At 51.0% G+C, this 23,986-nt stretch carries 23 protein-coding genes; 16 read left to right on the top strand and 7 right to left on the bottom strand.

From position 1 onward, the window contains the following. Positions 1 to 58 precede the first annotated feature (58 nt). Both EDD53_RS13080 and serB read right to left on the bottom strand, forming a co-directional pair. Positions 59 to 817: a TSUP family transporter gene (locus tag EDD53_RS13080; RefSeq protein WP_123793995.1), complete on the bottom strand. Its 759-nt coding sequence runs from the start codon at positions 815 to 817 to the stop codon at positions 59 to 61. Further along, positions 818 to 1,690: a phosphoserine phosphatase SerB gene (gene serB / locus EDD53_RS13075; RefSeq protein ID WP_123793993.1), complete on the bottom strand. Its 873-nt coding sequence runs from the start codon at positions 1,688 to 1,690 to the stop codon at positions 818 to 820. A 228-nt stretch (positions 1,691 to 1,918) separates the two neighbouring features. Between serB and EDD53_RS13070 the strand changes: the two genes are divergently transcribed. The 4 genes from EDD53_RS13070 to EDD53_RS13055 all read left to right on the top strand — a co-directional run bounded on the left by EDD53_RS13070 (position 1,919) and on the right by EDD53_RS13055 (position 7,952). Next, entirely contained in the window at positions 1,919 to 3,061 is a 1,143-nt protein-coding gene (locus EDD53_RS13070; protein WP_123793991.1) for a phosphoserine transaminase, read from the top strand. A 105-nt stretch (positions 3,062 to 3,166) separates the two neighbouring features. Beyond that, on the top strand, positions 3,167 to 4,759 hold the full coding sequence (serA, locus tag EDD53_RS13065) for a phosphoglycerate dehydrogenase (protein ID WP_123793989.1): 1,593 nt from the start codon (positions 3,167 to 3,169) through the stop codon (positions 4,757 to 4,759). 95 nt (positions 4,760 to 4,854) lie between these two features. Then, positions 4,855 to 5,637, top strand: a complete 783-nt coding sequence (locus EDD53_RS13060) for a metallophosphoesterase (RefSeq protein WP_123793987.1) — start codon at positions 4,855 to 4,857, stop codon at positions 5,635 to 5,637. Positions 5,638 to 5,768: 131 nt separating this feature from the next. Further along, complete coding sequence (locus EDD53_RS13055; RefSeq protein WP_123793985.1) at positions 5,769 to 7,952, top strand: ATP-binding protein; 2,184 nt, start codon at positions 5,769 to 5,771, stop codon at positions 7,950 to 7,952. A gap of 1 nt (position 7,953) precedes the next feature. On the opposite strand, the gene recQ is transcribed toward EDD53_RS13055, so the two are convergent. Both recQ and EDD53_RS13045 read right to left on the bottom strand, forming a co-directional pair. Beyond that, positions 7,954 to 9,996 carry a DNA helicase RecQ gene (gene recQ, locus EDD53_RS13050; protein WP_211331625.1) on the bottom strand — a complete coding sequence of 681 codons (2,043 nt, stop codon included), beginning with the start codon at positions 9,994 to 9,996 and terminating at the stop codon, positions 7,954 to 7,956. A 68-nt stretch (positions 9,997 to 10,064) separates the two neighbouring features. Continuing rightward, complete coding sequence (locus tag EDD53_RS13045) at positions 10,065 to 10,352, bottom strand: YggT family protein (protein WP_123793981.1); 288 nt, start codon at positions 10,350 to 10,352, stop codon at positions 10,065 to 10,067. A gap of 130 nt (positions 10,353 to 10,482) precedes the next feature. Here EDD53_RS13045 and EDD53_RS13040 point away from each other — a divergent pair, with 130 nt between their 5' ends. From EDD53_RS13040 to EDD53_RS13000, 9 genes are all read left to right on the top strand, one after another. Next, complete coding sequence (locus EDD53_RS13040) at positions 10,483 to 11,019, top strand: acyl-CoA thioesterase (RefSeq protein WP_123793979.1); 537 nt, start codon at positions 10,483 to 10,485, stop codon at positions 11,017 to 11,019. A gap of 66 nt (positions 11,020 to 11,085) precedes the next feature. Beyond that, positions 11,086 to 12,459, top strand: coding sequence for an MFS transporter (locus EDD53_RS13035; protein ID WP_123793977.1), 1,374 nt, complete (start codon positions 11,086 to 11,088; stop codon positions 12,457 to 12,459). Next, positions 12,459 to 13,379 (top strand): penicillin-insensitive murein endopeptidase, encoded by a 921-nt coding sequence (gene mepA / locus EDD53_RS13030; RefSeq protein ID WP_123793975.1) that lies wholly within the window; start codon positions 12,459 to 12,461, stop codon positions 13,377 to 13,379. The genes EDD53_RS13035 and mepA overlap by 1 nt, the downstream gene beginning before the upstream one ends. Continuing rightward, the gene (locus EDD53_RS13025; protein ID WP_123793974.1) at positions 13,352 to 14,224 is read left to right on the top strand and encodes an esterase-like activity of phytase family protein; all 873 of its coding nucleotides are present in this window, start codon (positions 13,352 to 13,354) and stop codon (positions 14,222 to 14,224) included. The genes mepA and EDD53_RS13025 overlap by 28 nt, the downstream gene beginning before the upstream one ends. Positions 14,225 to 14,315: 91 nt before the next feature. Further along, positions 14,316 to 14,957: a queuosine precursor transporter gene (locus EDD53_RS13020; protein WP_123793972.1), complete on the top strand. Its 642-nt coding sequence runs from the start codon at positions 14,316 to 14,318 to the stop codon at positions 14,955 to 14,957. A gap of 369 nt (positions 14,958 to 15,326) precedes the next feature. Then, positions 15,327 to 15,743, top strand: a complete 417-nt coding sequence (gene arfB / locus EDD53_RS13015; protein ID WP_123793970.1) for an alternative ribosome rescue aminoacyl-tRNA hydrolase ArfB — start codon at positions 15,327 to 15,329, stop codon at positions 15,741 to 15,743. Between the two features lie 37 nt (positions 15,744 to 15,780). Next, positions 15,781 to 16,836 carry a hypothetical protein gene (locus EDD53_RS13010; RefSeq protein ID WP_123793968.1) on the top strand — a complete coding sequence of 352 codons (1,056 nt, stop codon included), beginning with the start codon at positions 15,781 to 15,783 and terminating at the stop codon, positions 16,834 to 16,836. Continuing rightward, on the top strand, positions 16,836 to 17,159 hold the full coding sequence (locus EDD53_RS13005; RefSeq protein WP_170162765.1) for an STAS-like domain-containing protein: 324 nt from the start codon (positions 16,836 to 16,838) through the stop codon (positions 17,157 to 17,159). Before EDD53_RS13010 ends, EDD53_RS13005 begins: the two co-directional genes overlap by 1 nt. Continuing rightward, positions 17,156 to 17,614, top strand: a complete 459-nt coding sequence (locus EDD53_RS13000) for a hypothetical protein (protein ID WP_123793964.1) — start codon at positions 17,156 to 17,158, stop codon at positions 17,612 to 17,614. Before EDD53_RS13005 ends, EDD53_RS13000 begins: the two co-directional genes overlap by 4 nt. On the opposite strand, the gene pncB is transcribed toward EDD53_RS13000, so the two are convergent. The 3 genes from pncB to pncA all read right to left on the bottom strand — a co-directional run bounded on the left by pncB (position 17,611) and on the right by pncA (position 20,782). After that, positions 17,611 to 18,903: a nicotinate phosphoribosyltransferase gene (pncB, locus tag EDD53_RS12995; RefSeq protein WP_123793962.1), complete on the bottom strand. Its 1,293-nt coding sequence runs from the start codon at positions 18,901 to 18,903 to the stop codon at positions 17,611 to 17,613. The genes EDD53_RS13000 and pncB overlap by 4 nt on opposite strands. A gap of 68 nt (positions 18,904 to 18,971) precedes the next feature. Then, positions 18,972 to 20,072, bottom strand: coding sequence for a GAF domain-containing protein (locus tag EDD53_RS12990; protein WP_123793960.1), 1,101 nt, complete (start codon positions 20,070 to 20,072; stop codon positions 18,972 to 18,974). A 110-nt stretch (positions 20,073 to 20,182) separates the two neighbouring features. After that, complete coding sequence (gene pncA / locus EDD53_RS12985) at positions 20,183 to 20,782, bottom strand: bifunctional nicotinamidase/pyrazinamidase (protein ID WP_123793958.1); 600 nt, start codon at positions 20,780 to 20,782, stop codon at positions 20,183 to 20,185. A 133-nt stretch (positions 20,783 to 20,915) separates the two neighbouring features. On the opposite strand from pncA, the gene trhO reads away from it, so the two are divergent. The 3 genes from trhO to EDD53_RS12970 form a co-directional block, all read left to right on the top strand. Then, positions 20,916 to 21,833, top strand: coding sequence for an oxygen-dependent tRNA uridine(34) hydroxylase TrhO (trhO, locus tag EDD53_RS12980; protein ID WP_123793956.1), 918 nt, complete (start codon positions 20,916 to 20,918; stop codon positions 21,831 to 21,833). A 110-nt stretch (positions 21,834 to 21,943) separates the two neighbouring features. Further along, positions 21,944 to 22,318 carry a hypothetical protein gene (locus EDD53_RS12975; RefSeq protein ID WP_148087113.1) on the top strand — a complete coding sequence of 125 codons (375 nt, stop codon included), beginning with the start codon at positions 21,944 to 21,946 and terminating at the stop codon, positions 22,316 to 22,318. A 108-nt stretch (positions 22,319 to 22,426) separates the two neighbouring features. Beyond that, positions 22,427 to 23,986, top strand: a 1,560-nt coding sequence (locus EDD53_RS12970) for a M10 family metallopeptidase (protein ID WP_170162764.1), incomplete at its 3' end; no start/stop codon positions are given.

Below are 23,986 nucleotides of genomic sequence, written 5' to 3'. Positions count from 1 at the left end.
TTGTGAAAGGCCCTTGGCAGAAATTCGCTGAAATGTGATTGAACAACGCAGTTTAGCGTCAGGTCCAATCCCATAACAGGCGCAATGCCAAGGCCGTTGCTGCAAAAACCAAAACAGGTTTAATCAATCGCGCCCCAACCCGCGTGGCAAGGTGAGAGCCTAAATAGGCGCCTGCCATTTGCGCGATGCCCATAGACAGCCCCAAAGCCCACAATGGTTTCGCAGCAAAGACAAACCCCAAAAGACCACCGACATTGGACGCAAAATTCAACAATTTGGTATGGGCCGTGGCCTTTAGAATCCCATAGCCCGCGAGCGTTACAAAGCCGAGCATGAAAAATGCGCCCGTGCCTGGCCCTAAAAGACCATCATAAAACCCAACAATAGGAACCAATGTTGCCATAAACAAAAACGGAGTGATCCGCTGCGCTTTATCGGTGTCATTCAAGCCTGGTTTAAAGGCAAAAAATAATGCGATTCCGATCAGCAGAAAAGGCAGCCCCACCTTAATTACATCAGTCGGAAGGCGCGACGCCAGAGCAGCACCAAAGAACGCTGCGACAAACGACAACAGTGCAGGCATAATTTGATTTCGCAGGTCCACATGCCCTGCACGCGCATAGGTGATCGCAGCCATACCTGCGCCGAAGAGCCCTTGGACTTTGTTCGTGGCTAATGCGATGATCGGCGGAACGCCAGCCAGCATCAAAGCCGGCACAGTGATCAGCCCGCCGCCTCCTGCGATCGAATCAACAAAGCCCGCTATGAAAGCAGCCCCCATCAATATGACAACAAGATCGGCGGAAAGTTCGAACACTTAGGCGAACTCAGACTTGGAATAGCCTTGAATGTAAAGCAAAGCCGTCAAGTCGCCGTGATTCACGCGCACATCGCATTCAGCCTGAAGCGCGGGTTTGCCGTGCAATGCGACCCCTGTGCCCGCATTGGCCAGCATCAACAAATCATTCATGCCATCGCCCACAGCAAGAACGTCGTCGCGGCTGATTTTCAAGGTGGCCGTGATCTCGTCCAAGGCTTCAAGCTTTGCTTCGCGGCCCAGAATTGGCCGCACAACACGGCCAGTGAGTTTTCCGTCTGCGACGTCCAACGTGTTAGCGCGGTTCTCATCAAAGCCCAGCTCTGAGGCGACTTTCGCGGTAAACGCGGTGAACCCCCCAGAGACCAGCGCCGCATATCCTCCATTGGCTTTCATCGTTTGAACCAAAGTTTTACCGCCTGGCATGTAGTCAATGCGCGTTTTAAGAACATGGTCGATAATCTCTTCGGGTAAATCCTTCAATAGACCAACACGTTCATCAATTGCGCCTTCAAAATCCAATTCGCCATTCATGGCTTTCGCAGTGATCTCTGCCACACGTTCGCCAACGCCTGCCTCGGCTGCCAATTCATCAATGCATTCTTGTTGAATCATGGTGCTGTCCATATCCGCCAAAAGCATCTTTTTGCGGCGCCCTTTGGATGGCTGGATCACCATGTCGATGCCTTGGGTTTGCAAATCGTCCCAGACTTGCGGGGCGTTTTCGGGCGCTTTTTCAATCACAAACTCAGCCGCTTCACCAACCGCCAACCACTGCGCATCGCCGCCCCCCCATGCATTGCGTAAAGCTTCAACGACTTCGCGTGACAAAGAAGGGGCCGCAGGGGATGTGATCAACGTGACGATATACATAGGTCTAAATCCGAGTGTTTGTTGTTGCCAACCCTATCGCATGACAAACCCGCTGTGCCAAGTCTGCGATCTAGCGTCAGCGAAGTGGCCCGCGCCGCATTGCATCACAGATTTGCGAAAAAACGCCCCTCTAAAACATTTTCATTGCATGAATCGCAACCGAGGCTTAAACGCAGCGGCGGGACACCTCTCCCCAACGAGAGGCTTATATCTGGAAGGATACCAGCAATGGCTATTCAAGCTCCGGCCACGCGGCCGGCTAACCCGCGTTTTTCATCTGGCCCCTGTGCCAAAATCCCTACATTTTCGCTCGACCTGCTAAGCGATGCGCCTCTTGGCCGCTCGCACCGTGCAGCTGTTGGCAAAACCAAGCTCAAAGACGCGATTGAAAATACTCGCGACGTTTTGGGCATCCCAGCGGATTACAAAATTGGCATCGTTCCTGGTTCTGACACAGGCGCAGTTGAAATGGCGCTTTGGTCTTTGCTTGGCGAACGCAAAGCCACCATGGTTGCATGGGAAAGCTTTGGCGCGGGTTGGGTGTCTGATGTTGTCAAACAACTCAAAATCGACGCAGACGTGAAAACTGCCGACTACGGCGACATCGTTGATTTCGCTGAAATCGACTTTAACACTGACGTTGTCTTCACTTGGAACGGCACCACATCTGGCGTGCGCCTTCCGAATGCTGACGCGATCCCTGCGGACCGCGAAGGTCTGACCATCTGTGACGCGACATCCGCTGTCTTCGCGATGGATCTCGATTGGGACAAACTCGACGTCACCACATTCTCTTGGCAAAAAGCCTTGGGCGGCGAAGCGGCACACGGCGTGATCGTTTTGTCTCCACGTGCTGTTGCGCGTCTTGAATCCTACACACCAGCATGGCCATTGCCGAAAATTTTCCGCATGACCAAAGGCGGCAAGTTGATCGACGGTATCTTTACTGGTGCGACTATCAACACGCCATCTATGCTGGCTGTGGAAGACTACCTTGTGGCGCTTGACTGGGCGAAATCTGTTGGCGGCTTGCAGGGCATGATCGACCGCGCCACAGCCAACGCGACAGCGATTTGGAACTTCTGCGACGCCAAGCCTTGGATCGCAAACCTTGCGTCTGATCCAGCCATCGCATCCACAACATCTGTTTGCTTGAAGTTCACAGATGAGCGCATCCAAGACGGTGCAGCCTTTGCCAAAGCCGTTGCAAAACGTCTGGAAGCTGAAGGTGTTGCACTCGACATCGGCGCTTACCGTGACGCACCAGCAGGCTTGCGCATTTGGTGTGGCGGTACGGTTGAAACGTCTGACATTGAGGCGCTTTTGCCTTGGCTTGAATGGGCATTCGAAGCTGAGATCTCTGCACAGTAAGCACCCGCGCTTGACCGCGTAGCTTGCAGGACAATTCAAAGGCGGCCAATGGCCCTGGTCGCCTTTTACCCAAACAGAATTCATATAATGTAGGAGCCTTACACCATGGCACCCAAAGTACTCGTATCCGATAGCCTTTCTGAAACAGCTGTTCAGATTTTCCGTGACCGCGGCATCGAAGTAGATTTCGAACCAGCGCTCGGCAAAGACAAAGAAGCCCTTGCAGCCGTGATCGGCAAATACGACGGTCTTGCGATCCGCTCTGCCACCAAAGTGACACCAAGCCTTTTGGAGCACGCCACAAACCTGAAAGTAGTTGGTCGTGCAGGCATCGGCACAGATAACGTCGATAAAGAAGCCTCTTCTAAAAAAGGCGTGATCGTTATGAACACGCCATTCGGCAACATGATCACAACAGCTGAGCACGCCATCGCGATGATGTTCGCTGTTGCGCGTCAAATTCCGGAAGCCTCTGCCTCTACACACGAAGGCAAATGGGAAAAGTCCAAATTCATGGGCGTTGAGCTGACCAACAAAACGCTCGGCGTCATCGGCGCAGGCAACATCGGCGGCATCGTTTGCGACCGCGCACGTGGCCTGAAAATGAAAGTGATCGCATACGATCCCTTCTTGTCTGCTGAACGCGCTGTTGAAATGGGTGTTGAAAAAGTTGAGCTCGAAGACCTGCTGGCACGCGCTGACTTCATCACTTTGCACGTTCCGTTGACAGATGGCACACGCAACATCTTGTCTGCTGAAAACTTGGCGAAAACAAAGAAAGGCGTTCGCATCATCAACTGTGCGCGCGGCGGCCTGATCGACGAAGAAGCATTGGCTGAGTTGCTGAAATCCGGCCACGTTGCTGGTGCCGCTTTGGACGTGTTCGCCGTTGAGCCTGCCATCGACAACGTTTTGTTCGGCCTGCCAAATGTTGTCTGCACGCCGCACTTGGGTGCCTCTACATCTGAGGCGCAAGAAAACGTGGCCCTGCAAGTGGCTGAGCAAATGTCCAACTACTTGCTCGACGGCGCTGTTGAGAACGCGTTGAACATGCCCTCCATGTCTGCAGAAGAAGCCAAAATCATGGGCCCTTGGGTTACATTGGCTGAAAACCTTGGCGCGTTCATCGGTCAGGTCACTGACGAAGCCATCAAAGAAATCAACGTCACATTCGACGGCGTTGCCTCTGAAATGAACCTGAAAGCATTGGAAGCGGCCGTTGTGGCTGGTATCATGCAAGCGTCAAACCCTGACGTGAACATGGTTTCTGCGCCCGTGATCGCCAAAGAGCGCGGAATCCAGATTTCTAAAACAACACAAGACGCGACAGGCACATTTGACGGCTACATCAAGCTCGACATTCAAACTGTCGAAAAGCACCGCACCATTGCGGGCACTGTGTTCTCAGACGGCAAACCACGTTTCATCCAGATCAAGGGCATCACCATCGACGCTGAAGTTGGCGAGCACATGCTTTACACCACCAACCAAGACGTCCCTGGTATCCTTGGTAAACTTGGTACGCTTTTGGCTGAGCACGATGAAAACATCGCGAACTTCACATTGGGTCGTGCCAAAGCGGGTGGCGATGCGATTGCTGTGACCTTCCTTGATACGCCGATCAAACCCACAACGGTGGCAGCTTTGAAAGACAGCGGATTGTTCCAACACGTTCGCCCCCTACATTTCAAAGCCTAATCACCCGCGTTACAAAAAGATCATGACTTGATTGCATAGGGCCGCTGGACATTCCAGCGGCCCTTCGCTTTTGTAGGCCCAAAGAGGAGACAAACATGCGCATTTACGCCATCGGTGATATTCACGGCCACATTTTAGAACTCAAAGCCACACACGCTCGGATCAAAGCGGATATGGAACGCGTCGGTGACACATCCGCTAAAATCGTCCACGTGGGGGATTACACGGATCGCGGCCCTGCCAGCCGCGAAGTAATTGAATATTTGATGCACGGTATGGCGCATGGCGAACCTTGGATTTGCCTGCGTGGCAATCATGACCGCCTTTTCACGCGCTTTGTGCGTGATATGACGGCCTTTGACGATAATATGCCACCTGAACTGTCTTTCTTGAATCCACGGATCGGCGGCAATACCACTTTGGCCTCATATGGCGTCACGACTGTAGATTATGAATTTGAAGCAGCTTTTGAAGCGGCTCAAAAGGCTGTTCCCAAAGAACACCTAGAATTCATCGAAGGCCTGCCTTTGTATTATGAATGGGATAAATACTTGTTCGTTCATGCTGGTGTTAAACCCGGTGTTCCGCTGGAAGAGCAATCAGAGGAAGATCTCATTTGGATTCGCAAAGGCTGGTTAGATTACGAAGGTGACCTGCCTTGGATCGTTGTCCACGGGCATACAGCGGTGAACCTGCCCTCGCATTTTGGCAACCGCATCGATATCGACACGGGCGCGGGTTACGGCTGGCCGGTGACTGCAATCGTTATTGAGGGCGATACGCAAGAAGTTGTCACGGATACAGGGCGTGCCCCCTTGACCAAAGCCGACCCCAAGAACCCAGCGCCATTTGTTAAGCGTACCAAACCAACGCAGTAGGTTCATAAAACGCGAGCGGTTTTAAAATCGTTCGCGTTTTCCTTAATTCATTAAGACTCTTTTCACCCTGATCCGCCACTTTGAACAAAAGGCCACAGCGATACAGTGGCAGGGATCAAAAAGGGTTTCAAATGTCTGTCGATACCTTGGCGCAAGAACGCCGTGCACGCTTGGCGGCTGAACGCCTGCTTGAACTGAAGCAAGCAGAACTGTTCAAAGCCAATAAACAACTGTCACACCACGCCCTAACTCTTTCTGATCAAATCATCGTCAAACGCAAAGAAACTGATGTTTTGAAAGATGAAAAGGTTCAAGTTCTTGAGGATTTAGACAAGGCAAATACGGCGGTTAGTATTGCTGAACGAAGACTTTGGGATTCGATCGCAACCATTCAGGACGGGTTTGCTGTATTCGACCCGACAGATATTTTGATCGCGGCCAACCCAGCCTATCTCAGTATCTTCGACGGCCTAGAAGCTGTACGGCCCGGTATTTCATATACGGAAATTTTAGGCCTCGCGGTAGAAGAGGGCATAGTCGACATCGGCGATATGACCCGTGCGCAATTTGTAGATGCCGCTCTTGAACGCTGGCACGCGCCAGTGCGTGAACCCCATACAATTCGCCTTTGGAACAATCAGTTTGTAAAACTCGTAGATCGGCGCTCTGCTGATGGCGACATGGTGTCACTTGGCCTCAACATCACCGACTCTATTCGGACAGCCACGCGCCTGACCGAAGCTACCCAAAAAGCCGAAGCAGCGAATCGTGCAAAGTCTGCCTTTCTCGCCAACATGAGTCACGAAATACGCACCCCAATGAATGGCATGGTGGGGATGGCCGACCTCATGAGCGACACAGAGCTTACAGAGGAACAAAGGCTCTATGTCGACACCATCAGAAGTTCGGGTGAAGCTTTGTTGAATCTCATCAACGATGTTTTGGACTTCTCTAAGATCGAAGCGTCAAAGGTAACGCTATGCCCCGTACCATTTGATCTTGAGCGCTGCATCCAAGAAGTCGTGGTTCTATTGCAGCCTGTTGCGAAGCAAAAAAATATCGACCTGATCATCGACTACGATATGTTTATGCCAACCCGCTTTCTCGGGGACCAAGGGCGTATGCGCCAAATATTGACCAACCTTATTGGCAATGCGGTAAAATTTACATCCGAAGGGCATGTCATTGTTCGCATCGTTGGCTTGCCACAAGATGGCGGCACGGCTCAGCGGGTCCATATTTCGATTGAAGATACAGGGATTGGTATCCCTGATGAAATGCGCTCTCATATTTTTGGCGAATTCAATCAAGTTGAAGATGAAAGAAACAGAAAGTTTGAAGGGACAGGTCTTGGCCTTGCTATAACCAAACAACTGGTCGCCCTAATGGGTGGTGAAATCTGGGTCGATAGCGAAGAAGGCATTGGGTCATGTTTTGGTTTTTATTGCAATATGGAGGTCGTCGAAGCCTCCGAAGACATACCGCAAATTCCTACATGGCTGAACAAGGCAGTGCTTCTTGATCACATTTCTGCCAACAGCGCTATTTTAGAAAAACAGCTTACGGCGCTTGGTTTTGATGTGTTTCCTTTCGAAACTGCAGAAGACATGCTTGGATCAACCCTAGACGCCGACATATTCCTGATTGATAACCGTCTGCCGAACACGGATATCAACGATGTGATTCAACAACTGCGCCAGCAGGACGTTGTGGCGCCAATATTGCTAATGACATCTGGCCCGGTATCTGCTGTGACTTTGGAAATTGATGGTACGACTTCTTTGCAAAAGCCGCTTTTGCGCGCCGATCTTTGCCATGCTTTGTCGTCGCTTGAACCGCTCAAGTCGCAATCGGAAAATCCGAACAACAGACAGATGCGTATTCTTGCAGCCGAAGACAACAAGACCAATCAGCTTGTATTCAGTAAAATGCTCAAAGCACTCGATATCGACCTCAAATTCGCCAACAATGGACGCGAGGCGATCGAATATTTTCAATCTTTTAAACCGGACATGATTTTCATGGATATTTCTATGCCTGAAGTGGACGGCAAAGAAGCAACACGCGCCATTCGTGCATTGGAAATCGATCTCAACCTAAAAACGCCCATCGTCGCGCTGACCGCGCATGCAATGGCAGGGGATGATCGCGAAATTTTAGCGGCCGGTTTAGATCACTATATGACAAAACCGCTCAGAAAAGCCGCAATCATCGACCGTATTCAGGCAGAACACCCTGCTCAATGCCGACCCATTCTACCAGAAGAAATCGAATTAAACTCAACGGTACAGGTTGAGGCCGTCGCCTCTCAGTAGGCTATGTCTCATGGATTACGCGCAGCATGATTTCTCCAAATCGTTCCGCATGCCGCGGCCCGACCAACCCTGTAAAGGTTTTGAGGTCTCGGGGGCGTGTTGCAGCGATGCGCGACAATTGCGCTGAGGTCAAAGTCATAGGTTTCAATGTGCCACATGCTCCCCGAACCTGGTTCGCTTGAGCTTCCAACAACCGCTCGAACACATCTCCTGACCCACGGGTTGCTAATTTGCGCCGCGACGGGTGCATTTTTTCCGGTGCCGAGCCAAGAATCACAGACAAAAAAGCGTCACCGTATTTCTCAAGCTTTTTCGCCCCAACGCCACCGATGCGCGCCATGTCATCAAGAGTTTGTGGGCGCGTTTCGGCCATTTCGATCAGTGTGCGATCAGCAAAGACCACATATGCGGGCACACGGGCTTCTTCCGACAGACTGCGTCGCTTGGCTTTAAGCGCTGAAAGAAGTGGTGCATCTTCGTCTGAAACCAAGGCCTTAGCAACAGGACCACCGCGATTTGCCTTTGCCAATGTATCGCGCCTCAGAGTGACATTAGCCTGACCTTTTAGAATTGGAACCGCAGGTTCAGTCATGAACAACGCGCCAAAACGATCTGGATTGGGGCGCACCAAATCCATACCCATCATTTGCCTAAAAATCGCGTTCCAATGCCGCTTGTCGTATTCTTTTCCGATACCGAAAACTGAGAGCGTGTCGTGGCTCCATTGCTTCACTTTGTCAGTCTGCTTGCCCATCAACACGTCGATAAGATGACCAGCGCCAAAACCTTCGTCGCATCGCAAGATGGCAGACAAGGCTTTGCGCACAGCCTCTGTCCCATCGAACAATTCTGGCGGCGTGTCGCACAGATCGCAGGTGCCACATTTTTCAGACGCCTCGCCAAAATATGATAGCAAGTTTTGACGACGACAGACCTGCGCCTCTGCAATCCCAAGGAGTGCATTCAAACGCGCATGATCTGCTGCGCGGCGCTCGACTGGTGATGGGCTTTCATCAATTTGCGTGCGGCGGAAGCGCATGTCATCGGGGCCAAATAGCGTCAGCGTCTCGGCAGGTGCGCCATCGCGCCCTGCCCGCCCAATTTCTTGGTAGTAAGATTCAACAGATTTAGGCAAATCCGCATGGGCAACCCAGCGTATATCGGGCTTGTCGATCCCCATGCCAAAGGCGACAGTCGCCACCACGATCAATTCATCTTCTTGTTGGAACCTACGTTCCGCATCTCGACGCTGATCTCGCTCCATACCGCCGTGATAAGCAAGCGCGGTCTGGCCGCTATCATTCAGTGCCTTGGCAAGGCTTTCGGTTTTCGCGCGCGTACCGCAATACACGATGCCGGACTGCCCTTTGCGCGCTTTGGCAAAACTCAAAATCTGGGCGCGCGGGCTATCTTTGACCGCGAAGGCTAGATGGATATTGGGGCGATCAAACCCACGTAAAAAGGTCTGAGGCGCCTCACCGTCAAACAAACGTGCAACGATTTCGTCCCGTGTTTCTTCATCCGCCGTAGCTGTAAAAGCACAAAGCGGTACATCTAGCGCCCTTCGCAACTCCCCTATACGCAGATAATCTGGGCGGAAGTCGTGTCCCCATTGGCTGACACAATGCGCTTCATCCACTGCGATCATTGTGACATTGGACCGGCGTAAAAGCGTAAGAGTACCCCCAGATGAAAGGCGCTCAGGTGCCATATACAAAAGCTTGAGACGCCCAGACGACAAGGCCTCAAATACCGCATCAGTTTCTTCGTCCGTGTTGCCCGAGGTCAATGCGCCCGCTTCAACACCAACAGCTTTCAATGCTTCAACCTGATCCCGCATCAGCGCGATCAAGGGCGATATCACAACGGTTAATCCGTCGCGGACCAAAGCTGGCAATTGAAAACACAGGGACTTACCGCCCCCCGTTGGCATAATAGCCAACACATTTTCACCTTTTGAAACCGAATTCACGATCTCTTCTTGGCCAGGCCGAAACCCGCTAAAGCCAAAGACTGAAGATAAAAGAGCCTGTGTGTGTGACATGTTTTTTGCTGCCTTATAAGTGACAGCAGAATCGCACGTCAGCAGCATGGCCTCAAGAGCAGATCGCGTTACAGCAGCAAATGACCATTATTGCGGATGATGATTTCAAGCGCATAAATACCAAGAAAAGCCACCAATGGAGCAAGATCAAGGCCATTCATATCAGGCAAGAGGCGACGAATGCGCGAATATAATGGCTCAAGCAGGCGATTCAGGCCTTCCCAGATTTGATATACTAGGGGTTGGCGTAGATTGAGCACCTGAAAGTTAATCAACCAGCTCATGGCGATATGTACGATCATGATAAACTTTACGACGCCGAGGATCATGAGCAGAATTTGCAGTATGGAAAGCATGTTTTCAGGTCCTATTTTCTTGCTCTCTAACACCTAAGGTCTTGGTTTGCCCTACGCAAGACGCAAGGTTACATATGATTGAGCAAGGTTCATATTGACCTTTGGTTTCAGCTTGGTCATGAGTTTGCACATGTACCCGATTTTTCGCATTGCCTTTGCCAATTTCCGTTTCCGCGACGCTCCCAAGCTGGGGCTTTGGGACACGCATATCGATCACCACTACTGCATGCCTTGGGACATCGATTTGTGGTGGGAACTCAACAATGGCCGCACTTTAACTCTGTATGATTTTGGTCGGATCACAATGGCCATGCGCAATGGCACAGCAAAGTTGCGCAAGGATGCAGGCCTTGGCATTGTGGTTGCGGGCGCATCCGTACGCTACCGCAAGCGGATCACCATGTTTCAAAAGTTGGAAATGCAGACGCGCACTGTCGGGTTTGACGACAAGTTTGTCTACATCGAACAATCAATGTGGCACGCCAATGGCGATTGCGCCAATCACATTTTGGTCCGCGGAGCTGTTGTTAAAAACGGAAAAATGGTGCCGCCCATCGACTTGATGCGCGCTATCGATCCAACAGCAGAGCCCGCGCAATTACCTGACTGGGTTCAAGCTTGGGCGGATGCGGACAAAACACGTCCTTGGCCACCAGAACGCCAATAACCTTTAAACATTGCGCCCAAGATCGTTTGGTTGTTCTATCGCCATAACTTTGAGCGAGGATCATTCATGACACAAGTCAGCGCGAAAAAACGCATCACAGGCTGGATGATGTACGACTGGGCAACACAGCCTTTTCACACATTGGTCATTACATTTGTCTTTGCCCCATTCTTTGCAGAACAAGTCATCGCGCAACTCTTGTTGTCAGGCATGGAAGAAGTTTCTGCCAAAGCCCAAGCGCAATCTATCTGGGGGTCAGCACTCACTGTTTCTGGGGTTTCTATCGCAATTTTTGCGCCCATCTTAGGGGCTATCGCCGATCGATCGGGGCGCAAAATGCCATGGATTTGGGCCTTTAGCGCGCTTTATGTCATCGGATCTGCTGGGCTTTGGCTTGCCATGCCCAATGCCTTGCCCACCTACACAGTCTTGGGCTTTTTTATCTTAGGCATCATAGGATTGGAATGCACCACAATCTTTACCAATGCGATTTTACCGAGCCTCGGCACAAAAGAAGAGATTGGCAAGATATCGGGAACTGGCTGGGCGTGGGGTTATGTCGGCGGGTTTGTAGCGCTGGTGATCATGCTATTGTGCTTTGCCGAAAATTCAAGCGGCGTAACTTTGGCCAACACACCGCCTCTCTTTGGCCTAGATCCAGAAACGCGCCAAGGCAGCCGTTTCGTTGGCCCGTTTACGGCCCTTTGGTTTGTGCTGTCCATGATCCCATTTTTCCTATGGGTGCGCGACGCGCATGCGCCCAGCATTAGACTGTCATTCGCAGTCCGTGAAGGGCTGACAAGTTTGACCACCACACTCAAAACCCTTCCCGCACGTAAATCCATGTTCGCATATCTCGCGTCATCAATGTTTTACCGAGACGCGCTGAATGGCGTTTTCGCTTTCGGGGGAATTTACGCGCTAGGCGTCTTGAACTGGAGCACAACGGACATTGGTATCTTTGGTATCCTGACAATTATATCAGGCGCTATTTTTACGTTTATGGGCGGACGCATGGATGCCAAGTTTGGACCCAAACCTGTGATCATGTTCTGCATTCTCGTTTTGATTGCCCTATGCATCGTGATCATGACAATTACCCCCACAAGCGTGCTCTTGATGTCGGTCGATGCCAACAGCCCCCTTCCTGATGTAGCATTCTATATTTGCGGTATAGCACTGGGCGCAGTGGGCGGCATTATCCAATCCGCCAGCCGCACCATGATGGTCCGTCAATCACATCCAGATCGCATGACCGAAGCCTTTGGCTTATTTGCTCTATCAGGCAAGGCAACATCTTTTTTAGCGCCCGCCTTGATCGGCGTAACGACAGCGCTGACCAATTCACAAAGATTAGGCATTACCCCGCTGATCGGACTTTTCCTTATTGGCTTATTGCTGTTAGTCTGGGTTAAACCCGACGGCGAAGAGGTAGTGTAATGCAGTTCAAAGTATTCGGTTTTATTGTTCTTGCCGCCCTAGCTGGCTGCGGGGATGACGACAAACCCGCAAAAAACCAAGCTCAAGCCACCGCGGTGTCATCCAATGATTACCGCCCTGCGAAAACTTTATTTGGCGCTATGAAAAGCGGCTCTAAGCAGGCGGATGAATCATTTGGAAGCTATGCGAAAGGGTGCCTTGCGGGTGCGAAACAATTGCCCGAAACAGGCCCCACATGGCAAGCTATGCGATTGTCACGCAATCGGAATTGGGGACAGCCCATTTTGATCGACTACCTGCAAGATTTATCGCGCAAAGCAGCACAGCAACCTGGTTGGAACGGGCTGTATATTGGCGACATGAGCCAGCCGCGTGGCGGCCCCATGCTGTCTGGCCACGCCAGCCATCAGATCGGGCTTGATGCAGACATTTGGATGCTACCACCAGATCGCCTAGATCTTACTGCATCTGAGCGTGAAAACCTGTCATCGATTTCCATGCGAAAATCTGCAGGCGCGTTTGTGAATGATCGCTGGACGAAACAGCATCACAACATCCTAAAAGCCGCGGCCAGTGACCCACGCGTCGCACGCATTTTCGTGTTTCCTGGCGCAAAGGTTCAGATGTGCAATGACGAAACAGGTGACCGTGCTTGGTTGAATAAAATTCGCCCTTGGTATGGCCATCACTACCATTTTCATGTGCGCTTAAAATGTCCCACTGGCGACAAGTCCTGTGTTGACCAAGTGCCACCGCCAAGCGGGGATGGCTGTGCAGATGCGCAATCTTGGGTGAACAATATTTTGAATCCACCGCCCCCCAAACCACGTGATCCGAACGCGCCCAAGCCTAAGCCTAGTGCGCCCATTTCACTTGCGACCTTACCAGCACAATGCACATCCGTCTTGTCCTCGCGCTAGGGTTCATTGCGCTTTTCACACAAATTGTAGCGGCTGACACCAAATATGTTGGCTCTACCCTGTGGACATCTGATGACCCCCTGCACGGAGGGTATTCAGGACTTGAAGTCACCGCCGATGGTCGTGGGTTTGTCGCAATTTCAGATCATGGGAGCATCGCAAAAGGGCGCTTCGAGCGCGCCGAAACGGGTGTGATCAAATCCGTCACCAGTGTGCAACGCCATGCGTTAAAAGGGGCAGATTCAGACACGATTAAAAAATATGAACGCGATGCTGAAGGGCTTGCCATTGCGCCCAACGGGCAGCTTTTTATCAGCTTCGAGGGTATACACAAAATCTATCGTTATCCGTCTGACACAAGTCGCGCCATGAAGATGGATCAACACCCAGCCTTCGAAGCGTTGCAAAGCAATTCATCGCTTGAAGCTTTGGCCATCACTGACACTGGGCATATTTTGACAGTGCCCGAACGTTCTGGCGGCGAAACAAGGCCCTTTCCCGTTTATCGCTTTGATGGCACGCATTGGGACCAACCTTATAGCATTCCGCGCTCCGCCAACTATCTTCCCGTTGGGATGGATATTGGCCCCGATGGCAAGCTTTATCTACTCGAACGATGGTTTCGTGGAATTGGCTTTTCATCGCGGGTGCGTCGCTTTGATTTTGGCACCTCTCGCCTTACCAATGAAACCACTTTGCTAGAGTCTTCACTGGGCGCTCATGACAATCTGGAAGGCCTCGCCGTTTGGCATGACGGCAAAGACATTCGGCTAACGATGATATCTGATGACAACTTCAAGGCTTTTCAGGTCACCGAATTTGTCGAATACCGCGTGACTGAATAAGCTTGATTTCCCTTTGTTTATTGGCTAAACGCGCGCATCGCCTCGCTTGAGGCCGAGTTGCCGTCACCTTCGATAAAAAACGGATTTTATCATGAAACACATCATACCTGGCATTTTTGCCATGGCCGCTATCGTTGTCGCGTCCAACATCCTTGTGCAGTTTCTTATCCTCGATGGGCTGTTGACATGGGGCGCCTTTGCTTACCCATTCGCTTTTCTTGTTACAGATCTTATGAACCGCCTCTATGGCCCCAAAGACGCGCGCAAGGTGATCTATGCGGGCTTCGTCGCGGGCATCATCTGTTCACTCATCGGCACGCAAATTATGCTGCAAGGTGAAGGGTTTACCTACCCTGCCGTGGCTTTACGTGTTGCTGTTGGATCTGCCACTGCTTTCTTGATCGCGCAGCTTGTTGACGTGTTTGTCTTTGACAAATTGCGGTCTGGCACATGGTGGAAAGCGCCCCTCGTGTCGTCCATCATCGGGTCTGCTTTGGACACTGCGATCTTTTTCTCCATCTCTTTTTCCCAGTCAATTCAGGTATTTGGCGAAAATGCGGATATGGAAATCAACTGGGCGTGGGAAGCAACTCCCCTGCTTTTGACAGGACCAGACGCCCCGCTTTGGGTCACTTTGGCTTTGACTGACTGGTGCGTAAAACTTGCGCTTGTTCTGATCGCTCTTGTGCCATTTCGCATCATTTTACGCCGTCTTCACACAGATGTCGTATAATTTTACTTGCTATATACCAAATCTATGGCACCATCACCTTATCGGCAAACAATCGAAAGGAGGTGGACCAGTGTCTAGAGTTATTATGGTGAATGAGGTCAAGACAGTCGGGAGGGCCGCCGCTTAGAGGCAACCCTGTAAGCGAAACACTCTCGATTGGGCAACCTAACTGGCCCATTTCCTTAAATTCTCGAAGGGTTGTCTTATCTAGGCAGCCCTTTTAGATTTTCAGCCTCTTTCAAAATCTTGCACGACTTTGTGGCGCGTCTTTGCAACTTTTGCACGCTTGACGCCCCCCTCACTTTACATGTTTTAAAGGTGCCACGCACGCAGCCGCTGCCAAATCACCACAAAACCACGGAAACCACCATGTCCCTGCGCATCAATGAGACCATCGAACTGGCCGATTGGGAGCTGTCTGAAAGCTTCATGCGCGCCTCTGGTCCGGGGGGGCAGAACGTCAACAAAGTGTCGTCAGCGGTGGAACTGCGGTTTGAGGCAGACCGCTCCCCCAACCTGCCGCCCGCCGTGAAAATCCGCCTGCGCAAATTGGCAGGCCGCCGCTGGACCAAAGACGGCGCGATCATCCTGCAATGCGATGAAACGCGGTCCCAAGTCCGAAACCGAGAACTCATCCGCGAGCGTCTGGTGGCGCTGATAAAACAAGCGACCGAGCGGCCCAAGTTTCGGGTCAAGACGAAGCCGACCAAAGGATCGGTGCGCAGACGTTTGGACGGGAAAAAGAAACGCGGAGAGATTAAGGCGTTGCGTGGGCGGGTTGAGTGAAATAGCTTTTTTGAGAAAACTAATTGTGGAATAGATATTGAAACATATTGATAGAACAAGTTGTTTGAGAAGAGATTTCTATAGAAGAAAGCGCTTACAAAAAAGCTTACGCCGAGACCCAAAATCAAAAAAATACTCGGGATACATACGAGTCATCGCGCCTTCAATATTTAGTTTCTCACAAAACTATGACGCTACCGTCACCTTTTTGCAGTCAATCAAGCAGGCAGCGTTTAAGCGCCCAAAAACTGGACATCGAAAGGTCTTTTTGGATTTCGAAACTATAGAAGCGATATCTGTCGGCGCGGCTCTCGTTTTAGCTGCTGAAATCGACCGCTGGCAAAAAATTAAAAATGTTAAACTTGTTCTCAAGAATTACTCAAGCTGGAGCGATGATGTAAAAAGCCTACTTCATGACATCGGTTTCTTTGCGTTGCTTGGAACGCCAAATAGTCACAGTTTGTGCCATGGCTTTAGCGGGGAAGCCATTTCCGTGCTGGAGTTAATTAGTTGTGACTCCGCTAACGGCGAGCGAATCGCAGAAATTTCAAGCCGCTTAAGTGGAATTGCAAGCGCCTTTGAGCAAGATCCCGTGATGTATTGTGCCGTTTTGGAAGCCGCATATAATGGCGTTTTGCACGGCTATCCAGAAAAATTCTCATTCCAATACCCTCCTTTGCACAAGACTTGGTGGGCAACAGCAAGTTGGTCGCCAAAAGAACAAACAGTTAAGTTTATTGTTTATGATCAGGGTGTTGGCATTTCAGAAACTCTACCGCGTTCGAAATTGTACGAGAAGGTCGTTGCGTCTTTAAGTTCTGTCACGCCCGTCGGCTCAACACTTTTTAAATCAGATTCAACCATGATCGAAGCTGCGCTTAAAGTATCAAGAACTTCGCGCTCGGATGGTCACGGACAAGGATTACGTGATATAGTTGCTCCAGTAGAGTCCATGGCCGGTGCTAAACTACGAATCTTGAGTGGTTGCGGAGAAGTACTATATAGGCAAGGAGAACAAATATCTAAGCGTGATCGGTCCAACCATATTGGGGGCACGCTCGTTGAATGGACCATACCAGTTGGAGCCACGTGATGAACACTATAGAAATCGCAAAAGAGTTTTCACCCTACCCAGGCGGAAGGTATCCCGAAGACGGCCCAGCTAACGGTACAGACTTTAGAAATAGGCACTTGGTGCCCGTGCTAAAAGCACATCAAAAAGCCCAAGTTTTGTTGGATGGCGCCCTTGGCTACCCATCTTCATTTCTTGAAGAAGCCTTTGGTGGCCTTGTTAGAGCTGGCTATACAGCAAAGCAAATAAAAGAAACCTTCGATATCAAAACGAATGACCCGACACTGGAAAGGTTTTTGGTACTAATCCAACAGTACATAGATGGCGCAAAAGCAAAACAATGAGCTTTTTTGAGACGGTAATCGCGGCAGCTATAGGGTTTCTAATTGCTCGAATTCTTGACGCTTTCGCTTTCCGTGGGCGCTCTAGCGTCTCGCAAGTTGACTACGACATCAAAGAAATTCGCGAAAGCATCTTTGAAATAAGAACTTTGGCCAACACATACTGGGCAATTGATGGCAGCGATGAAAGCGCCAAAAAATTGGAGGCTTCTATCAATGGTAGGCTTTCATATGTTGGTACAATTATTCGACATCTTTTTGACTCACAGTCCGCTTCTTTGAAAGCCGTAGAGACTGACTTGAATAGATTCCATGAAGCCGTGACTGGCGGTAAATATGGACAACTCAATCGCACTCCCGATTTAAATCGGATCGCATCTATCGAAATGACATGCTTTTCTTTTCTGCATAAAGTAGAAAAATGTAAACGCAAGCTTCCAAAGCCCTTGTTCGTTTAAACCACCACATCCATCGCGACCTGCTCACCAACCCCAAACACCCGTTTGTACCGAGCGACTTCATCGGCGGGGCCCATGGCTTTGTTCGGGTTGTCGGAGAGTTTCACGGTGGGGCGGCCGTTGGCTTCAACGGCTTTACAGACAATAGAAAACGGCGCGAGGGCGTTGTTTTCGGTTAACCCTCGGAAATCATTCGTCAGCAATGTGCCCCAGCCGAAAGACGTGCGGACGCGGCCCGCAAACTGGCTGTGCAACTCGATGATTTTATCGGTGTCCAAGCCATCTGAGAAAATCACCAGCTTTTGGGTCGGGTCTTCACCCCGTTCGGTCCACCATTTGATCGCGGTTTCAGCGCCTGTGGCGGGGTCACCGGAATCGATGCGGATGCCTGTCCAGCCCGCGAGCCAATCGGGGGCACCGGACAGAAAGCCTTTGGTACCGTAGGTGTCGGGCAAGATGATGCGCAGGTTGCCTTCGTGTTCTTCGTGCCAATCGGCCAGCACGTCATAGGGGGATTGGCGCAGGGCGGTGTCATTTTCGGCCAAGGCCGCATAGACCATGGGCAATTCATGGGCGTTGGTGCCCACGGCTTCCATATCGCGCTTCATCGCAATCAGGCAGTTGGAGGTGCCAGCAAAGCTGTCACCCAGCCCTTCGGTCATGGCTTGGACGCACCAGTCTTGCCACAGGTAGGAATGGCGACGACGCGTGCCGAAGTCGGCGATTTTGACGCCTTGCAGAGGTTGCAGTTTTTCGACTTTTTCCCAGACGCGGGTCATGGCGCGGGCGTAGAGCACTTGCAATTCAAAGCGCCCCATATCGCCCGTCACAGCGCGGGATCGCAACTCCATCAGAATGGACAAAGCGGGGATTTCCCAGAGCATAACCTCGGGCCAAGTGCCCTCGAATGTCAGTTCATATTGGCCGTCGATTTTCTCGAGGTGATAGGGCGGAAGGCGCAGGTTTTCGAACCATTCCATAAAGTCAGGGCGAAACATCTGGCGTTTGCCGTAGAATGTATTGCCGCGCAACCATGTGCTTTCGCCGCGCGTCAGGGACAAAGAGCGCACATGATCAAGCTGTTCGCGCAGCTCGCCTTCGTCGATGAGATCAGCCAATCGGATGGATTTGGAACGGTTGATCAAGGAAAAGGTGACTTGCGTGTCACGCTTGTTGCGAAACACGGATTGGCACATCAGAAGTTTGTAAAAATCGGTATCAATCAACGACCGGACGATAGGGTCGATTTTCCATTTGTGATTGTAAACACGCGTCGCAATATCAACCATTCGGCCGCTCCCTTAAACATGGTTTGTTTAAAGCAGGTGGGCACAGGGGTTGGCAAGGTGAGATCCTGCTAGGAAGCTGCCAAGTTTTTGCGGTTGTGATAGAGTTTCTGAAGCAATTCGTCTTCGCTGCGTTTCAATGCTTCCATGCGGTCAAAGGCACTCATCTCGGCGGCAGCGAATTGACCAATCATGTTGAGCACCACGATATCTGTATCGCTCCACGGGGTGGCGCGCGGCGCTTTGCGATGGAATTCAAGCACACCGAAAAACGTACCGTTTATAAACATCGGACAGCCCAAATAGCACCCAATGCCATCTTCGGATGCACCCCTATAGAAAGTCGCATCATGTATACTGATGCTTTCTTGTTGCGCAGCAACCTGCCTGCCAACTCGGCTTAATGTGACGCCGCTCTGCTCAAGGGTACACACATCACCTTGATTCATATCACCTTTTTGATAGGCGAAGACCGTCTGAAATTCATCATAGTTGGCACGCGCTAAGATAGCCGAGGATGTCTCAAACAGTTCGCAACTGGCTTTCAACATTGCGTCGAATCGTTGCTCCATCGACAGGTTGGGCGCGGAAAAAGCAGTGGTAATAGCGACTGTCAAATTTTGACGCTGACGTACGGCCGCAAGCAAATCCGAATATTCCAGCATTTGATGACGGAGACGAATTTCGTCGCAAACGCAGATTGCCAAATCCTGTAGGATCGAAACGTCATCGTCTGTCCAAACGCGCGGTTCATTTTCGATCACGCAAAGCGCACCGAGAGGCGCATCACCAGGTCCAAGAATCGGCACGCCGAGGTAGGCGATCACTTCCATATCATGGACAGCGAGATTGTTTTTTACCAAAGGGTGCTTGCGCGCGTCATTCACCACCAAGGGTTGCCCTGCGCGTTTTACATGCTGGCAAAACGAATGTGACAAAGGGGTTTGGCGCCGTGCTGCCACATCATCTGGCAAGCCAATTTGACTGGTAAAAAATTGGCGATCTTGTTCTTCTTGCACAACAGATATGAGCGATACAGGTGTTTTAAATATCTGCAAAGCAAGGCGTGTTATAGCGTTAAAGGCCTCTGGTGCTTTCGCATCCACCAACCCCATCCGCTGGAATAACATCTGATCACTGGCGGCTTTGTCATGAAGCACTTGACCTGACATGCAACAATATCTCCAATTTTAAACGAGATTTTATCACCGCGCAGGTTAACGAAACCTTAACACCCCCCAAACAGCCGCACAGTCAGACGTTATCACGCAAGAATTGGCCGTTATGGCTGTAAATTCACTCCAAGGGCGGCCATTTCAGCGCGCGCGGTCTCTTCTGTTTCGGGCGCAATCGCACGACAAAGCCCCGTACGCACATGTGTTACAAAGCCCAACTTGGCTGCATCTTGCGCGGAGTAATTCACACAGTAATCCAAAGCCAAACCAACACAGGTCACATCCGTGACGCCCCGCGACCGAAGGTAACCTTCAAGCCCTGTGGGCGTGGTTTTGTCATTCTCGAAAAAGGCAGAATAGCTATCGATATCAGAGTTGAACCCTTTGCGGATGATCAAATCGCCTTCGGTGCGAAGCGCAGGATGAAAATCCGCCCCATCGGTGCCCTGAATACAATGATCAGGCCAAAGCACTTGGGGTCCGTAGGGCATATCAATAACGCTAAACGGATCGGCCTGATGACTACTGGCGAAAGAACTGTGCCCCGATGGGTGCCAATCTTGGGTTAAGATCACTGTGCTGAACTCAGCCATGGCAGCATTGATACCCTCGACGATGTCATCGCCCTGCGGCACCGCTAGGGCGCCACCTACACAAAAATCGCGCTGAACATCGATTACAATCAAAGCATGTGATTTGGGCTGCATATCAAAGACCTTTCTAAGTTGGCTTATTTGGAATCGGTCCGCAGCCAAACGTCAAGCGGTTGGGGTGCATTTTGCCGCATATTACGACCCTGACGCACTTGATTTGACCATTCTTGAGGAGTAATGGAAACACATGTTTACAGTATGCGCGCTTTATCACTTCACCCGTTTTGAAACCCCTGCAGATATTCAGGGGCCCCTTTTGGAGCTATGTCAGGCCGAAGGGATCACTGGGTCTTTGTTGCTTGCCAACGAAGGTATCAACGGCACTGTTGCAGGGCCGACGGCTGAAGCGATTGAAAAAGTGATCGCGCATATTCGCGCCCTGCCCGGCTGTGCGGATTTCGAATACAAGTTATCGACGGCGCAAGACCAGCCCTTTGGCAAAATCAAAGTGCGGCTGAAAAAAGAGATCGTCACAATGGGCCAGCCCAACGTGGATCCGCGCAGTGCGGTTGGCAATTACTGCACGCCTGAGGAATGGAACGAATTGATTTCGGCCCCTGATGTGGCTGTGATTGATACGCGCAACGATTACGAGGTGGGCATCGGCACGTTCAAAGGCGCGATTGATCCGAAAACGCCGACCTTTCGCGATTTCCCGAAATGGTGGGAAGAGAACAAAGACCGCTTTCACAACAAACGCATCGCGATGTTTTGCACAGGCGGTATTCGTTGCGAGAAATCGACCAACTATTTGATGCAGCAAGGCGTCGAGGATGTGTTTCACCTCAAGGGCGGCATTTTAAAATATCTGGAAGAAATGCCCGAAGAGAAAAGCATGTGGGAAGGCGAATGTTTCGTCTTTGACCAACGCGTTTCAATCGGCCACGGATTAACAGAAGGCCCGCATGAATTGTGCCACGCCTGCCGTCGTCCGATTTTGCCCGCAGACAAAGAGCGCCCCGAATTTGAACTGGGTGTGTCCTGTCATCAATGCGTTGACGAATTTGACGCGGATCGCAAAGAACGGTTTCGCGAACGGCAAAAGCAGATGGCCTTATCGCGCGCGCGCGGCGAACGCCATTTGGGGCGCACGCGGTTATCGTGACTGGGCACAGTCGCATAAATGCCAAGCCTGCCGTGGCGTTGGGGGGCATTTTAACAGCGCTGCTAATTGCAATATTTGGTACGAATTTGCACGCGAAATCCAATCCGCCTATGTCGAATATTTACATCCAATGCGCCTCAACAGGCGATAGTATGGCTGATGTCTGTGACTATGTTTCACAGCAGATGTATCGCCAACTCACGACCTCAGGGCGGTTGCGCGCTGGTTTGCAACAGATTGCCCCTGATGCGCGCCTTGTCGATGCACCCGCGCCGAAAACTTTGCGCGATACAGATGTGGCGGTTGCGGTCTTTGTAACAAAGAAACCCCTTGGCATGGCCCTGTCTGTTTTTGTGACAACTGCGAATGGTGGGACCATTGAGACTAAGCGTAACTTGACGGTAATGGATGCCCGACGCGCCCACGGTTTGGCGCATTACAAACGATTTTTGGATCGTACAATCGCTGCGGCCACCGAAGAATAAGCTGTTTGGCTTATTCAAAGCTATTAATATTTTTCTATAAAAAATGCCTCATCTGGGCTAATGTCTTTTGAAGTTAAGATTTATTATCCCTACGCAGATGTGAGTATCATGAGCACAGTACCCAAAAGCCTATTCTTTTCTGACTCAGATTCCTTCCAAATTCGCCATACCCACACGCAAGCGAATGTTTACGAAACAGGTGATGCCGCAGGAAACACAGGCACGTCTGCTTCGATCAACGAAGGCGATACCTTTTATGGATTCCTTAGCAGTCAAACAGATTCTGATTGGATCGAGATCACGTTAACTGCTGGTGAGACCTACACATTTGACTTAGATGGCAGTGCGGGCCTTTTTGACACAACCCTGACCCTTCGCGATAGGTTCGGGAATGAGCTTGCCTATAATGACGACACAGGTCGTGAATTGTTTTCTTCTCTGACTTACACAGCCGGATCAACCGGCACGTTTTATTTGGACGTTGGAGCATACCAATACAGCAGCACTTCGGACAACTTTGGTGGCTACACCCTCCATGCAGGTGACACCGGCCCCCTCGAAGAGGGCACAATTGAAGAGTTAGCGCATTTTCTCACAGACGGGTTTTGGGAAGCCAACGGGGATCAAAGAAGCGCCTTTGACACCTCAAGCTCAAATATCATTACCGTCAACATAACAGATCTAAACAGTACCGAACAAACCCTAGCACTTGATGCGATGAGCGCTTGGGAAATGGTTGCCGATATCGAATTCACGCTGGTCCAGACCAGCAACAGCGACATCACATTTTTGAATGACGCGCCATTCGCATTTGACGTCGATGCCTATTCAACCTCTGAAACATCGGGGGGTACGATTATATCCTCTGATGTTGTTATCACGACCGGATGGATCGAAGCCTATGGCGATAGCATTGGCACCTATGGGTTTCAAACCTACATACACGAATTAGGTCATGCTTTGGGGCTTGGCCATCAATCGAACTATAACGGCTCCGCCAACTTCCCAAGCGATGCAGATTTTGCCAATGACAGCTGGCAAGTCTCCGTCATGTCCTATTTTGACCAAGAAACTAATACTCTTGTCGACGCCTCTCTGGCCAGTGTCGTTTCGACCATGATGTCGGATATTTATGCCATACATGACCTTTATGGCGCAGCTGGTGCCGGGTCAGTAACTGCTGGCGATACCATCTGGGGATCAGGCACCAATATCGCAAATTACCTCGGCGATTTGATGGATGACGTCGATAACGGATACGCTTCGTCATATTCTGGCGATCCGATTGCTCTCACCATCTACGATGCCAGCGGCACCGATTTGATTGATCTCGACTTTTCAACCACCGATGACAATCTGGATATGCGCGCTGGTGAGTTTTCAGACGTCATGGGTCTAATCGGCAATATAGGCATTGCTGTGGGCACCGAAATCGAAAACGCCTCCATGGGTCAGGGCAACGACACAGTTACAGGCAATTCGCTGGCCAATATCATCAGGGGACGCGGCGGTGACGACACACTCAACGGCGCCGGCGGCGATGACACGCTTATTGGCGGCGCAGGGTTGGACACCCTCAATGGCGGGAATGGCAACGACACGCTGATCGGCGGCGCGGGTGCGGATGCTTTGGTCGGTGGCGCAGGCACAGATCGCGCGCAATATACA

Origin of the sequence: Pacificibacter maritimus (assembly GCF_003814915.1) — a bacterium.
Lineage (GTDB): Bacteria > Pseudomonadota > Alphaproteobacteria > Rhodobacterales > Rhodobacteraceae > Celeribacter > Celeribacter maritimus.
This window is presented reverse-complemented; position numbering and strand designations above follow the sequence as displayed.

Excerpts from the sequence above, each read along its gene's own strand:
- arfB (WP_123793970.1), top strand. The coding sequence starts at position 15,327 with ATGTCCCTGCGCATCAATGAGACCATCGAACTGGCCGATTGGGAGCTG.
- EDD53_RS13025 (WP_123793974.1), top strand. The coding sequence starts at position 13,352 with ATGCACATCCGTCTTGTCCTCGCGCTAGGGTTCATTGCGCTTTTCACA.
- EDD53_RS13070 (WP_123793991.1), top strand. The coding sequence starts at position 1,919 with ATGGCTATTCAAGCTCCGGCCACGCGGCCGGCTAACCCGCGTTTTTCA.
- pncB (WP_123793962.1), bottom strand. The coding sequence starts at position 18,903 with ATGGTTGATATTGCGACGCGTGTTTACAATCACAAATGGAAAATCGAC.
- serA (WP_123793989.1), top strand. The coding sequence starts at position 3,167 with ATGGCACCCAAAGTACTCGTATCCGATAGCCTTTCTGAAACAGCTGTT.
- EDD53_RS13060 (WP_123793987.1), top strand. The coding sequence starts at position 4,855 with ATGCGCATTTACGCCATCGGTGATATTCACGGCCACATTTTAGAACTC.
- EDD53_RS12975 (WP_148087113.1), top strand. The coding sequence starts at position 21,944 with ATGTCGAATATTTACATCCAATGCGCCTCAACAGGCGATAGTATGGCT.
- EDD53_RS13020 (WP_123793972.1), top strand. The coding sequence starts at position 14,316 with ATGAAACACATCATACCTGGCATTTTTGCCATGGCCGCTATCGTTGTC.
- recQ (WP_211331625.1), bottom strand. The coding sequence starts at position 9,996 with ATGTCACACACACAGGCTCTTTTATCTTCAGTCTTTGGCTTTAGCGGG.
- serB (WP_123793993.1), bottom strand. The coding sequence starts at position 1,690 with ATGTATATCGTCACGTTGATCACATCCCCTGCGGCCCCTTCTTTGTCA.
- trhO (WP_123793956.1), top strand. The coding sequence starts at position 20,916 with ATGTTTACAGTATGCGCGCTTTATCACTTCACCCGTTTTGAAACCCCT.
- pncA (WP_123793958.1), bottom strand. The coding sequence starts at position 20,782 with ATGCAGCCCAAATCACATGCTTTGATTGTAATCGATGTTCAGCGCGAT.
- EDD53_RS13040 (WP_123793979.1), top strand. The coding sequence starts at position 10,483 with ATGTACCCGATTTTTCGCATTGCCTTTGCCAATTTCCGTTTCCGCGAC.
- EDD53_RS13000 (WP_123793964.1), top strand. The coding sequence starts at position 17,156 with ATGAGCTTTTTTGAGACGGTAATCGCGGCAGCTATAGGGTTTCTAATT.
- mepA (WP_123793975.1), top strand. The coding sequence starts at position 12,459 with ATGCAGTTCAAAGTATTCGGTTTTATTGTTCTTGCCGCCCTAGCTGGC.
- EDD53_RS13055 (WP_123793985.1), top strand. The coding sequence starts at position 5,769 with ATGTCTGTCGATACCTTGGCGCAAGAACGCCGTGCACGCTTGGCGGCT.
- EDD53_RS13045 (WP_123793981.1), bottom strand. The coding sequence starts at position 10,352 with ATGCTTTCCATACTGCAAATTCTGCTCATGATCCTCGGCGTCGTAAAG.
- EDD53_RS12990 (WP_123793960.1), bottom strand. The coding sequence starts at position 20,072 with ATGTCAGGTCAAGTGCTTCATGACAAAGCCGCCAGTGATCAGATGTTA.
- EDD53_RS13005 (WP_170162765.1), top strand. The coding sequence starts at position 16,836 with ATGAACACTATAGAAATCGCAAAAGAGTTTTCACCCTACCCAGGCGGA.
- EDD53_RS13035 (WP_123793977.1), top strand. The coding sequence starts at position 11,086 with ATGACACAAGTCAGCGCGAAAAAACGCATCACAGGCTGGATGATGTAC.